15 protein-coding genes are annotated in these 14,582 nt (G+C 39.5%); all 15 read left to right on the top strand.

Annotated features, from left to right (window positions below; all coding sequences use genetic code 11):
* The first annotated feature begins 304 nt into the window (after positions 1-304).
* The 15 genes from HT709_RS02675 (at position 305) to HT709_RS02610 (ending at position 14,579) form a co-directional block, all read left to right on the top strand.
* The gene (locus HT709_RS02675) at positions 305-1,012 is read left to right on the top strand and encodes a 2-C-methyl-D-erythritol 4-phosphate cytidylyltransferase (protein ID WP_172925496.1); all 708 of its coding nucleotides are present in this window, start codon (positions 305-307) and stop codon (positions 1,010-1,012) included.
* Between the two features lie 4 nt (positions 1,013-1,016).
* Complete coding sequence (locus HT709_RS02670) at positions 1,017-2,039, top strand: ribitol-5-phosphate dehydrogenase (RefSeq protein WP_000609870.1); 1,023 nt, start codon at positions 1,017-1,019, stop codon at positions 2,037-2,039.
* A 16-nt stretch (positions 2,040-2,055) separates the two neighbouring features.
* The gene (locus HT709_RS02665; protein ID WP_138707195.1) at positions 2,056-2,925 is read left to right on the top strand and encodes a phosphotransferase family protein; all 870 of its coding nucleotides are present in this window, start codon (positions 2,056-2,058) and stop codon (positions 2,923-2,925) included.
* On the top strand, positions 2,915-3,793 hold the full coding sequence (locus HT709_RS02660; protein ID WP_100104872.1) for a DMT family transporter: 879 nt from the start codon (positions 2,915-2,917) through the stop codon (positions 3,791-3,793). Before HT709_RS02665 ends, HT709_RS02660 begins: the two co-directional genes overlap by 11 nt.
* Positions 3,794-3,804: 11 nt before the next feature.
* Complete coding sequence (locus HT709_RS02655; protein ID WP_172925495.1) at positions 3,805-4,494, top strand: sugar phosphate nucleotidyltransferase; 690 nt, start codon at positions 3,805-3,807, stop codon at positions 4,492-4,494.
* An 87-nt stretch (positions 4,495-4,581) separates the two neighbouring features.
* Complete coding sequence (dprA, locus tag HT709_RS02650) at positions 4,582-5,430, top strand: DNA-processing protein DprA (protein ID WP_166736025.1); 849 nt, start codon at positions 4,582-4,584, stop codon at positions 5,428-5,430.
* 592 nt (positions 5,431-6,022) lie between these two features.
* On the top strand, positions 6,023-6,148 hold the full coding sequence (locus HT709_RS12025) for a hypothetical protein (protein WP_031233629.1): 126 nt from the start codon (positions 6,023-6,025) through the stop codon (positions 6,146-6,148).
* Positions 6,149-6,200: 52 nt separating this feature from the next.
* Entirely contained in the window at positions 6,201-7,244 is a 1,044-nt protein-coding gene (locus tag HT709_RS02645; protein ID WP_007284808.1) for a TIGR00341 family protein, read from the top strand.
* A 165-nt stretch (positions 7,245-7,409) separates the two neighbouring features.
* On the top strand, positions 7,410-9,497 hold the full coding sequence (topA, locus tag HT709_RS02640) for a type I DNA topoisomerase (RefSeq protein ID WP_000179656.1): 2,088 nt from the start codon (positions 7,410-7,412) through the stop codon (positions 9,495-9,497).
* Between the two features lie 105 nt (positions 9,498-9,602).
* A complete protein-coding gene (locus tag HT709_RS02635) occupies positions 9,603-9,962 on the top strand; it encodes a YbaN family protein (RefSeq protein ID WP_023936524.1) in 360 nt (119 codons plus the stop codon).
* Positions 9,963-10,054: 92 nt separating this feature from the next.
* Entirely contained in the window at positions 10,055-10,687 is a 633-nt protein-coding gene (locus tag HT709_RS02630) for a copper homeostasis protein CutC (protein ID WP_023936523.1), read from the top strand.
* Between the two features lie 43 nt (positions 10,688-10,730).
* A complete protein-coding gene (locus HT709_RS02625) occupies positions 10,731-11,387 on the top strand; it encodes an MmcQ/YjbR family DNA-binding protein (protein WP_023936522.1) in 657 nt (218 codons plus the stop codon).
* Between the two features lie 314 nt (positions 11,388-11,701).
* A complete protein-coding gene (locus HT709_RS02620; protein ID WP_055356788.1) occupies positions 11,702-13,264 on the top strand; it encodes a 2-isopropylmalate synthase in 1,563 nt (520 codons plus the stop codon).
* A gap of 11 nt (positions 13,265-13,275) precedes the next feature.
* Positions 13,276-14,313, top strand: a complete 1,038-nt coding sequence (gene leuB, locus HT709_RS02615; protein ID WP_055356789.1) for a 3-isopropylmalate dehydrogenase — start codon at positions 13,276-13,278, stop codon at positions 14,311-14,313.
* Complete coding sequence (locus HT709_RS02610; protein WP_033680381.1) at positions 14,310-14,579, top strand: DUF1294 domain-containing protein; 270 nt, start codon at positions 14,310-14,312, stop codon at positions 14,577-14,579. The genes leuB and HT709_RS02610 overlap by 4 nt, the downstream gene beginning before the upstream one ends.
* Positions 14,580-14,582: the final 3 nt, after the last annotated feature.

The raw sequence follows: 14,582 nt of genomic DNA, 5'->3' as shown, positions 1-14,582 counted from the left end.
CACGGGTGGTTATGACTTTCATTGAGTATAAGTCAAGTAATCACTTTGAAGTTTCAAAGCTTACTTTTAAGTTTTCTTTAAGAAAACTATATTATTCTGAAGAACTCTAAAATTTCACAGCCATTTATTAGCAATGACTACAGAATTCCTGGTCATTACTAGAAATGGACTAGTTTCTTTGAATAATAGAACTCCTTAATCCTTCTATTCTAGAACGGGAGGGCCGGTATTTCTTTCATGATAGGACTAGATTGTGGTATAATAGAGAGAATAAGTTTTTTTAGTAAGACAAAGGAGAAAATAGATGATTTATGCAGGAATTCTTTCTGGTGGAACTGGCACACGCATGGGAATCAGTAACTTGCCAAAACAATTTTTAGAGCTAGGTGATCGACCTATTTTGATTCATACAATTGAAAAATTTGTCTTGGAACCAAGTATTGAAAAAATTGTAGTTGGGGTTCATGGAGACTGGGTTTCTCATGCAGAAGATCTTGTAGATAAATATCTTCCTCTTCATAAGGATCGTATCATCATTACAAAGGGTGGTGCTGACCGTAATACGAGTATTGAGAAAATCATTGAAGCTATTGATGCTTATCGTCCGCTTACTCCAGAGGACATTGTTGTTACCCACGATTCTGTTCGTCCATTTATTACACTTCGCATGATTCAGGACAATATCCAACTTGCCCAAAATCATGACGCAGTGGACACAGTGGTAGAAGCGGTTGATACTATCGTTGAAAGTACCAATGGTCAATTCATTACAGATATTCCAAATCGTGCTCACCTTTATCAAGGACAAACACCTCAAACATTCCGTTGCAAGGACTTCATGGACCTTTACGGTTCTCTCTCTGCTGAAGAGAAGGAAATCTTGACAGATGCATGTAAAATCTTTGTGATCAAAGGAAAAGATGTGGCCTTGGCTAAGGGCGAATACTCAAACCTAAAAATCACAACAGTAACAGATTTGAAGATTGCAAAAAGTATGATTGAGAAAGACTAGTAAAATGATTAATCAAATTTATCAACTAACTAAGCCTAAGTTTATCAATGTCAAATATCAGGAAGAGGCTATTGACCAAGAGAATCATATCCTCATCCGCCCTAACTATATGGCTGTCTGTCATGCGGATCAGCGTTACTACCAGGGAAAACGTGACCCCAAGATTTTGAATAAAAAGCTTCCAATGGCAATGATTCACGAGTCATGTGGAACCATCATTTCTGACCCGACGGGAACCTATGAGGTTGGGCAAAAAGTTGTCATGATTCCCAATCAGCCTTCTATGCAGAGCGATGAAGAATTCTATGAGAACTACATGACAGGGACCCATTTCTTGTCTAGTGGTTTTGATGGCTTTATGAGAGAGTTTGTTTCTCTCCCTAAAGATCGTGTGGTGGCTTATGATGCTATCGAAGATACGGTTGCAGCCATTACAGAGTTTGTCAGTGTTGGCATGCATGCCATGAATCGTCTATTGACCCTTGCTCATAGCAAGCGGGACCGAATCGCCGTTATCGGAGATGGAAGTTTAGCATTTGTGGTTGCCAATATTATCAACTATACTTTGCCAGAAGCAGAGATTGTGGTTATTGGTCGTCATTGGGAAAAGTTGGAACTTTTCTCTTTTGCCAAAGAATGCTATATTACGGATAATATTCCTGAAGATTTGGCCTTTGACCATGCTTTTGAGTGTTGTGGTGGTAATGGTACTGGACCGGCTATAAATGACCTAATTCGCTACATTCGTCCTCAGGGAACGATTCTCATGATGGGAGTTAGCGAATATAAAGTCAATCTCAATACTCGCGATGCCTTAGAAAAAGGCTTGCTCTTGGTTGGGTCATCTCGTTCTGGTCGTATTGATTTTGAAAATGCCATCCAAATGATGGAAGTCAAGAAATTTGCCAATCGTCTTAAAAATATCCTTTATCTAGAAGAACCTGTAAGAGAAATTAAAGATATTCACCGTGTCTTTGCGACCGATTTAAACACAGCCTTTAAAACCGTGTTTAAGTGGGAAGTATAAGTGCTGGAGGTTAATTGTGGAGAAAATCATTAAAGAAAAAATTTCTTCCTTACTTAGTCAAGAAGAGGAAGTCCTCAGTGTTGAACAACTGGGGGGAATGACCAATCAAAATTATTTGGTCAAAACAACAAATAAGCAATACATTGTTAAGTTCTTTGGTAAAGGGACAGAAAAGCTTATCAATCGACAAGATGAGAAGTATAATCTTGAACTATTAAAGGATTTAGACTTAGATGTAAAAAATTATCTTTTTGATATTGAAGCTGGTATCAAAGTAAATGAGTATATCGAATCTGCGATTACGCTTGATTCAAGGTCAATCAAGACCAAATTTGATAAAATTGCTCCAATATTACAAACCATTCATGCATCTGGCAAGGAATTAAGAGGAGAATTTGCTCCTTTTGAAGAAATCAAAAAATATGAATCTTTGATTGATGAAAAAATCCCTTATACCAACTATGAAGCTGTTCGAGAAGAAGTCTTCTCCTTAGAGAAAAGACTGGCTGACTTAGGTGTTGACAGAAAATCTTGTCATATCGATTTGGTGCCTGAAAACTTTATCGAATCACCTCAAGGACGACTTTATTTGATTGACTGGGAGTATTCATCAATGAACGATCCAATGTGGGATTTGGCTGCTCTCTTTTTAGAGTCTGAATTCACTCGTCAAGAGGAAGAAGACTTCTTGTCCCACTATGAGAGTGAGCAAACACCTGTCTCTCGTGAAAAGATTGCTATTTATAAAATTTTACAAGACACTATTTGGAGTCTATGGACAGTCTATAAAGAAGAGCAAGGAGCAGATTTTGGCGACTATGGTGTGAGTCGTTACCAAAGAGCTGTTAAAGGTTTGTCCTATTATGGAGGTTCAGATGAAAAATAAAAATGGAGTTTCTTTTGGTCTACTCTCAGGTATTTTCTGGGGTTTAGGTCTAACGATTAGTGCTTATATCTTTTCGATTTTTACAGATTTGTCGCCCTTTGTGGTGGCCGCTGCTCACGATTTCTTGAGTATCTTTATCTTACTAGCTTTTCTCTTGGTAAAAGAAGGAAAAGTTCGTCTCTCAATTTTCTTAAATATTCGCAATGTTAGTGTTATCATCGGAGCCTTGCTAGCAGGCCCTATCGGTATGCAGGCCAATCTTTATGCGGTTAAGTATATCGGAAGTTCCTTAGCTTCATCAGTATCCGCTATCTATCCTGCGATTTCAGTTTTATTGGCTTTCTTCTTTTTGAAGCACAAGATTTCGAAAAATACTGTGTTTGGGATTGTCTTGATTATTGGAGGGATTATTGCTCAAACTTATAAGGTTGAACAGGTTAATTCTTTCTACATTGGGATTCTTTGTGCTTTGGTTTGTGCTATTGCATGGGGAAGTGAGAGTGTTCTTAGCTCTTTTGCCATGGAAAGTGAATTGAGTGAAATCGAAGCCCTCTTAATCCGTCAAGTGACTTCATTCTTGTCCTATCTTGTGATTGTGCTCTTCTCTCATCAGTCATTTGCAGAAGTGGCCAATGGACAATTGCTAGGTCTCATGATTGTCTTTGCAGCCTTTGATATGATTTCCTACTTGGCTTATTATATCGCTATCAATCGCTTGCAACCAGCCAAGGCTACAGGATTGAACGTGAGTTATGTAGTTTGGACTGTCTTGTTTGCAGTTGTTTTCTTAGGTGCACCGCTAGATATGCTGACCATTATGACGTCACTTGTCGTTATTGCTGGAGTTTATATTATTATTAAAGAATAAAGGAGATTCGTGTGAAAGCCATTATCTTAGCAGCGGGATTGGGAACTCGCTTGCGTCCTGTGACTGAAAATACCCCTAAAGCCTTGGTTCAGGTTAATCAAAAACCCTTGGTTGAATACCAAATTGAGTTTCTCAAAGAAAAAGGAATCAACGACATCATCATCATCGTTGGTTACCTTAAAGAACAATTCGATTATTTAAAAGAGAAATATGGAGTTCGACTCGTTTTCAATGATAAATACGCTGACTACAATAACTTTTACTCTCTCTATCTTGTAAAAGAAGAATTGGCCAACAGCTATGTTATCGATGCCGATAATTATCTCTTTAAAAATATGTTCCGCAATGATTTGACACGTTCGACTTATTTTAGTGTCTATCGTGAAGATTGTACCAATGAATGGTTCTTGGTCTATGGAGATGACTACAAGGTTCAAGACATTATTGTTGATAGCAAGGCAGGTCGTATCCTTAGTGGTGTATCCTTCTGGGATGCTCCAACTGCAGAAAAGATTGTCAGCTTTATCGATAAGGCCTATGCAAGTGGCGAATTTGTTGATCTCTACTGGGACAATATGGTTAAGGATAACATCAAAGAGCTAGATGTCTATGTCGAAGAATTAGAAGGCAATAGCATCTATGAGATCGATAGTGTCCAAGACTATCATAAATTAGAAGAAATTCTTAAAAACGAAAATTAAAGATTCCAACATCTGACTAAAATAGTCGGATGTTTTTTGATTTTTTTACGAATAGATAGATGAGTAGAAAAAGAAATGGAGTTATTTATGAAAATCACAAACTATGAAATCTATAAGTTAAAAAAATCAGGTTTGACCAATCAACAGATTTTGAATGTCCTAGAATATGGTGAAAATGTCGATCAAGAACTGTTGTTAGGTGATATTGCAGATATATCAGGTTGCCGAAATCCAGCTGTTTTTATGGAGCGTTATTTTCAGATAGACGATATGTATTTGGAGAAAGAATTTCAAAAATTTCCATCTTTCTCTATTTTAGACGACTGTTATCCTTGGGATTTGAGTGAAATATACGATGCACCTGTACTTTTATTTTACAAGGGAAATCTTGACCTCCTGAAATTCCCGAAGGTAGCAGTCGTAGGAAGTCGCGCTTGTAGCAAACAGGGAGCTAAGTCAGTTGAAAAAGTCATTCAGGGATTGGAAAATGAACTGGTTATCGTCAGTGGATTAGCCAAGGGCATTGACACAGCAGCTCATATGGCAGCTCTTCAAAATGGCGGAAAAACCATTGCAGTGATTGGAACAGGACTGGATGTGTTTTATCCTAAAGCCAATAAACGTTTGCAAGACTACATCGGCAATGATCATCTGGTTCTCAGTGAATATGGACCTGGCGAACAACCTCTGAAATTTCATTTTCCTGCCCGTAATCGCATCATTGCTGGACTTTGCCGTGGCGTGATTGTAGCAGAGGCTAAGATGCGTTCAGGTAGTCTCATTACCTGTGAGCGAGCAATGGAAGAAGGACGCGATGTCTTTGCTATTCCTGGTAGCATTTTAGATGGGCTATCAGATGGTTGCCATCATTTGATTCAAGAAGGGGCAAAATTGGTCACCAGTGGGCGAGATGTGCTTGCGGAATTTGAATTTTAAACATTATATAAGCTAGAATACTGAGAAAAATCAATTTTTAATAGAAAATGAAGTAAATATCCCCACAATAAAACGCATAGTATCAGGTTTTTCACTTGATATTATGCGTTTTTTCTAAGTGAATAAGTAGAGTGGAGGACTTTTCCCAGAGGAAGGAAAGTAATTTAGTGTAATTGAGAAAGGAGAGTTGCTTGTGACTAATCTTGGTCAGCTTACTGTCAGGGAGCTGTATCGTTTCAAGTATTGCCAGTAGGGAAAAATAAAGCCTTCAAAAGTAGAGGTTGTAAGCGGTTTGTTAAGAAAGAATTCAAAGACCTTGACAGATAAAAATAAAATGGTTATTATAAAAAATGGTCTGAAATTGATGATGACACTCTTCGAAAATATTTTTACGTCAGTTCAGCTTTGCCTTGCTGTGTTTTGAGCAAGCTACGGTGAGCTTCCGAGTTTGATTTTCATTTACTAGAAATGAAACTGATGAGAGACATCAGTAGACATTTGCGTCAGGATATGATGGAAAATGATAAAAAGACCTCATGAGATTGGCATATCAGACTACTAAAGTATTGAGTTTGTTAGGATTTTATACTCAATGAAAATCAAAGAGCAAACTAGGAAGCTAGCCGCAGGTTGCTCAAAGCACTGCTTTGAGGTTGTAGATAAGACTGACGAAGTCAGTTACATATATCTACGGCAAGGTGAAGCTGACGTGGCTTGAAGAGATTTTCGAAGAGTATTAGCGACTAGTTAGCTGGGAAAGGAAGATATTTGTGACAAATAATAAACTGTATTCGTTGATAGAATTTAGAAATAAAATATATGAAGAATTAGAACTTTCCAGAAGTGATTTAGCGATTTTACTATGTGCCATGCTTATCGCCTCTATCGGATTAAATATGGATTCGACTCCCGTGATTATTGGAGCCATGTTAATCTCTCCTTTGATGACACCTATTCTGGGAGTGGGGCTCTCTCTAGCTATATTTGATTTTAAATTGTTAAGAAAATCTTTTAAAATATTAGCTATTCAAATTCTTGCCAGTCTAATAGCTTCAACACTTTATTTTTATCTTTCTCCCATTTCGTATGCTAGTTCGGAGATTGTTGCTAGAACCTCTCCGACTATTTGGGATGTTCTCATTGCTTTTGTAGGAGGGATAGCAGGTATTATTGGTGCTAGGAAAAAAGAGACCAATAATATTGTTCCTGGTGTTGCTATTGCAACCGCCTTGATGCCTCCTCTTTGTACAGTAGGTTATGCTATTGCTTCTGCTAATCTAAAATTTATCATAGGCTCCTCTTACCTATTCCTCATCAATTGTAGCTTTATTGTCATTGCGACTTATATAGGTGTTAGGTTGATGATGGTTAAGAAACATTATTTTAAAGATAATGAAGAAGACTCTAAAATGCGCAGGATTTTGCTTCTAGTTGCTGTTTTGCTGATGATTCCGAGTTTTATCTCTGCAACGACTTTAGTGAGAGAAACGTTGAAAAAAGAGTCCCTTAAGAAATTTATATCAGAGCAATTTCAGGGGCATAATATTTTGAAAAAAATCTATTCTAAAAAGACTCATACCCTAAAGCTAACCATTTCAGGAAATTATTTGACAGAAGAAGAACTCGATATGATTTCCAGTAAGAGAGGTGACTATGGTTTAAGTGATGTTTCTGTTCAAGTTTCCCAATTGTCTGATTCAGAACAACTTAGTAAGGAAGAACTGGTGGAGTATTTCTTCCAGTATATCAAGGATAAGGAAGCAAAAGAAAAGGAAAAAGCCAATAAATTTGATACAGAGTCTGAGGAACAATAATTTCTTGAGAATAGCTGGTTTTTCTCGTGAGTCTTCTATGTATATCAAAGGAAGACTGAAGTCTTAAGTATAAACTTTTCTTCTATTATAGTAGCTAAGTCTTGACAGGGTTCAAAAAATGGTTTACACTTTATAAAGTTTATTACTTTGAAAAGGTGTGATACTGTGGCTACGGCAACAAAAAAGAAAAAATCAACAGTTAAAAAAAATCTAGTCATCGTGGAGTCGCCTGCTAAGGCCAAGACGATTGAAAAATATCTAGGCAGAAACTACAAGGTTTTAGCCAGTGTCGGGCATATCCGTGATTTGAAGAAATCCAGTATGTCCGTCGATATTGAAAATAATTATGAACCGCAATATATCAATATCCGAGGAAAAGGCCCTCTTATCAATGACTTGAAAAAAGAAGCTAAAAAAGCTAATAAAGTTTTTCTGGCGAGTGACCCGGACCGTGAAGGAGAAGCGATTTCTTGGCATTTGGCCCATATTCTCAACTTGGATGAAAATGATGCTAACCGTGTGGTCTTCAATGAAATCACCAAAGATGCTGTCAAAAATGCTTTTAAAGAACCTCGTAAGATTGATATGGACTTGGTCGATGCCCAACAGGCTCGTCGTGTCCTAGACCGCTTGGTAGGCTATTCGATTTCGCCTATTTTGTGGAAGAAGGTCAAGAAGGGCTTGTCAGCAGGTCGCGTTCAGTCTATTGCGCTTAAACTCATCATTGATCGTGAGAATGAAATCAATGCCTTCCAGCCAGAAGAATACTGGACAATTGATGCTGTCTTTAAAAAGGGAACCAAGCAATTTCAGGCTTCCTTCTATGGAGTAGACGGCAAAAAGTTGAAACTGACTAGCAATGATGAGGTCAAGGAAGTCTTGTCTCGTCTGACTAGCAAAGATTTTTCAGTGGATCAGGTAGATAAGAAAGAGCGCAAGCGCAATGCTCCATTACCCTATACCACTTCATCTATGCAGATGGATGCTGCCAATAAAATTAACTTCCGTACTCGAAAAACCATGATGGTTGCCCAACAGCTCTATGAAGGGATCAATATCGGTTCTGGTGTGCAAGGTTTGATTACCTATATGCGTACTGATTCGACTCGTATCAGTCCAGTGGCACAGAACGAAGCAGCAAGTTTCATTACAGACCGTTTTGGTAGCAAGTATTCTAAGCATGGTAGCAAGGTCAAAAATGCATCAGGTGCTCAGGATGCCCATGAGGCTATTCGTCCGTCAAGTGTCTTTAACACACCGGAAAGTATTGCTAAGTATCTGGATAAGGATCAGCTCAAGCTTTATACTCTTATTTGGAATCGTTTTGTAGCGAGTCAGATGACAGCTGCTGTCTTTGATACCATGGCTGTTAAATTGTCGCAAAATGGTGTTCAATTTGCTGCTAATGGTAGTCAGGTTAAGTTTGATGGTTATCTTGCCATTTATAATGATTCTGACAAGAATAAAATGTTACCAGATATGGCTGTTGGAGATGTGGTTAAGCAGGTGAATAGCAAACCAGAGCAACATTTCACTCAACCGCCTGCTCGTTATTCTGAAGCGACATTGATTAAGACCTTGGAGGAAAATGGTGTTGGACGTCCGTCAACCTACGCACCGACCATTGAAACTATTCAGAAACGTTATTATGTTCGCCTTGCAGCCAAACGCTTTGAACCGACAGAGTTGGGAGAAATTGTTAACAAGCTCATCGTTGAATATTTCCCAGATATCGTAAACGTGACCTTCACAGCTGAAATGGAAGGCAAGCTGGATGATGTCGAAGTCGGAAAAGAGCAGTGGCAACGTGTTATTGATGCCTTTTACAAACCATTCTCTAAAGAAGTGGCCAAGGCTGAAGAAGAAATGGAAAAAATCCAGATTAAGGATGAACCAGCTGGATTTGACTGTGAAGTGTGTGGCAGTCCAATGGTCATTAAACTTGGTCGATTTGGTAAGTTCTACGCTTGTAGCAATTTCCCAGATTGCCGCCATACCCAAGCAATTGTGAAAGAGATTGGTGTTGAGTGTCCAAGTTGTCATCAGGGACAAATCATTGAGCGTAAAACCAAACGCAATCGCCTTTTCTATGGTTGCAATCGCTATCCAGAATGTGAATTTACCTCTTGGGACAAGCCTGTTGGTCGTGACTGTCCAAAATGTGGAAACTTCCTCATGGAGAAAAAAGTCCGTGGTGGTGGCAAGCAGGTTGTTTGTAGCAAGGGTGACTACGAAGAAGAAAAGATTAAATAAGAAGAGAGTCCTGAAAGTGAATTTCAGGCTCTTTTTGGTTAGAACTTGACAAAATTCATCATTGTATGCGAAACTAGAAGAAGATTATTTTAATTAGGAGTAGTTATGCGTCTTATCTATCTGATAATTGGTTTTTTATCACTGGCCTTGGCAATTGTTGGGGTTGTTTTACCCTTGTTGCCTACAACGCCTTTTCTTTTGTTGTCTATTGCTTGTTTCTCCAGAAGTTCCAAGCGCTTCGAAGATTGGTTGTATCATACCAAGCTCTATCAAGCATATGTTGCTGATTTTCGCGAGACTAAGTCTATTGCGCGTGAACGTAAAAAAGAGATTATTGTCTCTATCTACATCTTGATGGGAATTTCCATTTATTTTGCACCTCTTTTACCTGTCAAAATCGGTCTGGGAGCCTTGACCATCTTTATCACCTATTATCTCTTTAAGGTTATTCCAGACAAAGAATAGTTAAAATAGTAGTTATTTGCCTTGATAAAAATAAAAACATATTCACAACAATATGATATAATAAATTCAAAGTAATATTCAAGGAGAATCAAATGATTTACGAATTTTGTGCTGAAAATGTGACCTTGCTTGAAAAAGCGATGGAGGCTGGAGCTCGTCGAATCGAACTCTGTGATAATCTTGCAGTTGGTGGGACAACACCCAGCTATGGAGTGACTAAGGCAGCAGTTGAACTGGCAGCTAACTACAATACAACCATCATGACCATGATTCGTCCACGTGGTGGCGACTTTGTCTATAATGATATGGAAATTGCTATTATGCTAGAAGACATTCGCTTGACTGCTCAGGCTGGAAGTCAAGGGGTTGTATTTGGTACCTTAACTGCTGATAAAAAGTTGGATAAGCCTAATCTGGAGAAGCTAATTGAGGCTTCAAAAGGAATGGAAATTGTCTTTCATATGGCCTTTGATGAATTGAGCGAAGAAGACCAGTTAGAAGCTATTGACTGGCTTAGTCAAGCTGGAGTCACTCGTATCCTAACTCGTGCTGGTGTATCTGGCGACTCTCTAGACAAACGTTTTGCTCATTATCACAAAATTTTGGAACATGCTAAAGGTAAAATTGAAATTCTACCAGGTGGAGGGATTGACCTTGACAACCGTCAAACCTTTATTGACCAGCTGGGGATAACACAATTGCATGGAACCAAGGTTGTCTTTTAAAAAATAGAAAGGAACTGCTAGCTTTTGATAGCAGTTTTCACTTATGTTTGAAATTTTTAAATCCTATCAATTTAATAAAGAAAAGGCTCATGCTTATGGTTTTGTAGAAAATAGTGGAGTCTGGACCTATAGTTGCCAGATTTTGCAGGGTGACTTTGTCATGACTGTGTCCATTACTGCTGATAATGTGAACTTTCAGGTCTTTGACCAGGAAACCGGTGACCTCTATCCTCAAGTTCATATGGAAAGTATGCGTGGGAGTTTTGTAGGAAGTGTCCGTGAGGCTTGTTTGGAGATTCTTTACCAGATTCGGAAGGCTTGTTTTGATGTGCAAGATTTTATCTTTCCTCAGACTAAGCGTATCATGGTTCAGGTTCAGGAAAAGTATGGAAACCAGTTGGAGTATCTGTGGGAGAAATCGCCTGATACGGCAGTATTAAGACATGAAGGAAATCAAAAGTGGTATGCCGTCTTGATGAAAATCTCTTGGGATAAGCTGGAAAAGGGCAGAGAAGGACAAGTGGAAGCAGTCAATCTCAAACATGATCAAGTAGTGGACCTGCTTTCACAAAAGGGCATTTATCCAGCTTTTCATATGAACAAACGCTACTGGATTAGTGTGGCGCTTGATGATACGTTGTCAGATGAAATGGTACTGGAATTGATAGAAAAAAGTTGGAACTTAACCTCTAAAAAATGAAACATTTCAAGGATTTTCAAGAACTTTCAATTAGCTAAATATTCTCTACTGAAGAAATTTTCAGAAAATATTTGATTTTTTCTTGACAAGTGCTTTTGCCTATGCTAAAATACTTAACAAGATATCAAACGAAGGAGAAAGTCAAACATGAAAACAGCTAAGTTTAATCAATTCGCTTTGTTGTTGAGGTACTCGGGCTAGTGCAAAAAGCATTAGTCCTGTTTGGCTTACCAAGCGGGAGTAAATCAACATCTCGCTTGGGTTTCTGAGCGAGATGTTTTTTTTAAAATCACATTTGGAAAAGGGGAAATCTTATGCGAACAGTTGAATTTCTAGATACCAGCCTTCGGGATGGAGAGCAGACACCCGGTGTTAACTTTTCAATCAAAGAAAAAATTGCCATAGCAAGGCAGCTTGAGAAATGGGGTATTTCAGCCATTGAAGCTGGTTTTCCGGCGGCGAGTCCTGATTCATTCACAGCAGTGCAGGAGATTGCTAAGGCCTTGAAGAAAACGGCGGTAACTGGTCTGGCCCGCTCTGTCAAGTCTGATATTGATGCTTGTTACGAGGCCCTAAAGGACGCCAAGTATCCACAAGTTCACGTCTTTATCGCTACCAGTCCCATTCATCGTAAGTATAAGCTCAATAAGAGCAAGGAAGAGATTTTGGAAGCTATTAAGGAGCATGTTTCTTATGCCCGTTCTAAGTTTGAAGTGGTCGAATTCTCTCCTGAGGATGCGACTAGAACAGAGTTGGATTTCCTCTTACAAGTTGTTCAAACAGCGGTTGATGCAGGGGCGTCTTATATCAATATCCCTGATACGGTTGGATTTACCACGCCAGAGGAGTACGGTGCTATCTTCAAATACTTGATTGAGAATGTCAAGACGGATCGTCAGATTATCTATTCGCCTCACTGCCACGATGACCTTGGAATGGCAGTGGCAAATAGCCTTGCTGCCGTCAAGAATGGGGCAGAACGTGTTGAAGGAACCATCAATGGTATTGGTGAGAGAGCTGGAAATGCTTCTTTGGAAGAAATAGCAGTTACTCTCAATATTCGCCAAGATTACTACCAAGCAGAAACCAGTATTGTCCTAAATGAGACCATCAATACGTCAGAAATGGTTTCTCGCTTCTCAGGAATTCCAGTTCCTAAAAACAAGGCTGTGGTTGGTGGTAATGCTTTTTCTCATGAATCTGGTATTCACCAAGATGGAGTTCTTAAAAATCCTCTCACTTATGAGATTATCACCCCTGAATTGGTTGGTGTTAAGAGTAATAGTCTTCCGCTTGGAAAATTGTCTGGTCGCCATGCCTTCGTTGAGAAGCTGAGAGAACTAGCCCTAGATTTTACAGAAGAGGATATCAAACCACTCTTTGCTAAGTTCAAGGCACTGGCCGACAAGAAACAAGAAATCACAGATGCAGATATTCGTGCGCTGGTAGCTGGAACCATGGTTGAAAATCCAGAAGGCTTCCATTTTGATGATTTACAACTTCAAACCCATGCAGATAATGACATTGAAGCGCTCGTTAGCCTAGCCAATATGGATGGTGAGAAGGTCGAATTTAATGCGACAGGTCAAGGTTCCGTTGAAGCGATCTTTAACGCTATCGACAAGTTCTTTAACCAATCCGTTCGCTTGGTGTCCTATACCATTGATGCGGTAACGGATGGAATCGATGCCCAAGCTCGGGTTTTGGTCACTGTTGAAAACAGAGATACAGAGACCATATTTAACGCAGCAGGTCTTGATTTCGATGTGTTGAAGGCTTCGGCTATTGCCTATATAAACGCTAATACCTTTGTTCAAAAAGAGAATGCTGGTGAGATGGGACGCAGTGTTTCTTACCGCGACATGCCGAGTGTGTAAAGGAGAATGCTATGACAAATAAAATAGTAGTTCTAGCAGGGGACGGAATTGGCCCAGAAATCATGGAGGCTGGTTTAGAAGTCCTGGAGGCTCTAGCTGAAAAAACAGATTTTGACTATGAGGTTGACAGACGACCCTTCGGAGGTGCAGGTATTGATGCAGCAGGGCATCCTTTACCTGATGAAACCCTCAATGTATGTCGTGAAGCAGATGCCATTCTCCTAGCGGCTATCGGTAGTCCTCAGTATGATGGAGCAGTGGTTCGGCCTGAACAAGGCTTGCTAACTCTCCGTAAGGAACTCAATCTTTACGCTAATATTCGCCCTGTAAAAATCTTTGACAGTCTCAAGCATTTGTCCCCTCTCAAACCGGAACTAATTGCTGGTGTAGACTTTGTCGTGGTGCGTGAGTTGACAGGCGGGATTTACTTTGGAGATCATATCCTTGAAGAGCGTAAAGCGCGTGATATTAACGACTATAGCTATGAGGAAGTAGAGCGAATTATTCGCAAAGCCTTTGAAATCGCAAGAAATCGCAGAAAAATCGTTACTAGTATCGATAAGCAAAATGTTCTAGCGACCTCAAAACTCTGGCGGAAAGTAGCTGAGGAAGTCGCGCAGGATTTCCCAGATGTGACCTTGGAACACCAGTTAGTCGACTCAGCTGCCATGCTTATGATTACTAATCCTGCCAAGTTTGATGTCATCGTGACGGAGAATCTTTTCGGAGATATTCTATCTGATGAATCAAGCGTTCTATCTGGCACACTTGGGGTTATGCCATCAGCCAGTCATTCTGAAAATGGCCCAAGTCTCTATGAGCCCATTCACGGTTCAGCGCCTGATATTGCAGGTCAAGGAATTGCTAATCCTATCTCCATGATTTTATCAGTGGCCATGATGTTGAGAGACAGTTTTGGACGTTATAAGGATGCAGAGCGTATTGAGCGTGCTGTTGAAGCTAGTTTAGCGGCTGGCGTTTTAACGAGAGATATAGGTGGACAGGCTTCGACCAAGGAAATGACAGAAGCTATTATTGCAAGGTTATGAAGTTAGACGAAAAAATTACTCTAGTCCTTTTGATTTGGAATGTCATGGTTTTCTTGATTTATGGTATTGACAAATCTAAGGCGAGGAGAAGAGCTTGGCGCATCCCTGAGAAAATCTTACTCATTTTAGCCTTTACTTGTGGTGGTTTTGGTGCTTGGCTAGCAGGAATCATCTTTCACCACAAGACTCGAAAATGGTACTTTAAAACAGTTTGGTTTCTTGGGATGGTGACTACACTAGTAGCCTTATATGTTATTTGGAGGTAATAG

Source organism: Streptococcus sp. 1343, assembly GCF_013277355.1.
Taxonomy (GTDB): domain Bacteria; phylum Bacillota; class Bacilli; order Lactobacillales; family Streptococcaceae; genus Streptococcus; species Streptococcus pseudopneumoniae.
The sequence above is the reverse complement of the archived record's forward strand: the minus strand, read 5'-3'. Positions and strand labels throughout refer to the sequence as shown.

What these genes read in the sequence shown, in the direction of transcription:
- HT709_RS02620 (WP_055356788.1), top strand. Translation starts at nt 11,702, where the DNA reads ATGCGAACAGTTGAATTTCTAGATACCAGCCTTCGGGATGGAGAGCAG.
- HT709_RS02625 (WP_023936522.1), top strand. Translation starts at nt 10,731, where the DNA reads ATGTTTGAAATTTTTAAATCCTATCAATTTAATAAAGAAAAGGCTCAT.
- HT709_RS12025 (WP_031233629.1), top strand. Translation starts at nt 6,023, where the DNA reads ATGAAAATCAAAGAGCAAACTAGGAAGCTAGCCGCAGGTTGCTCAAAG.
- leuB (WP_055356789.1), top strand. Translation starts at nt 13,276, where the DNA reads ATGACAAATAAAATAGTAGTTCTAGCAGGGGACGGAATTGGCCCAGAA.
- HT709_RS02635 (WP_023936524.1), top strand. Translation starts at nt 9,603, where the DNA reads ATGCGTCTTATCTATCTGATAATTGGTTTTTTATCACTGGCCTTGGCA.
- HT709_RS02675 (WP_172925496.1), top strand. Translation starts at nt 305, where the DNA reads ATGATTTATGCAGGAATTCTTTCTGGTGGAACTGGCACACGCATGGGA.
- dprA (WP_166736025.1), top strand. Translation starts at nt 4,582, where the DNA reads ATGAAAATCACAAACTATGAAATCTATAAGTTAAAAAAATCAGGTTTG.
- HT709_RS02610 (WP_033680381.1), top strand. Translation starts at nt 14,310, where the DNA reads ATGAAGTTAGACGAAAAAATTACTCTAGTCCTTTTGATTTGGAATGTC.
- HT709_RS02660 (WP_100104872.1), top strand. Translation starts at nt 2,915, where the DNA reads ATGAAAAATAAAAATGGAGTTTCTTTTGGTCTACTCTCAGGTATTTTC.
- HT709_RS02630 (WP_023936523.1), top strand. Translation starts at nt 10,055, where the DNA reads ATGATTTACGAATTTTGTGCTGAAAATGTGACCTTGCTTGAAAAAGCG.
- HT709_RS02670 (WP_000609870.1), top strand. Translation starts at nt 1,017, where the DNA reads ATGATTAATCAAATTTATCAACTAACTAAGCCTAAGTTTATCAATGTC.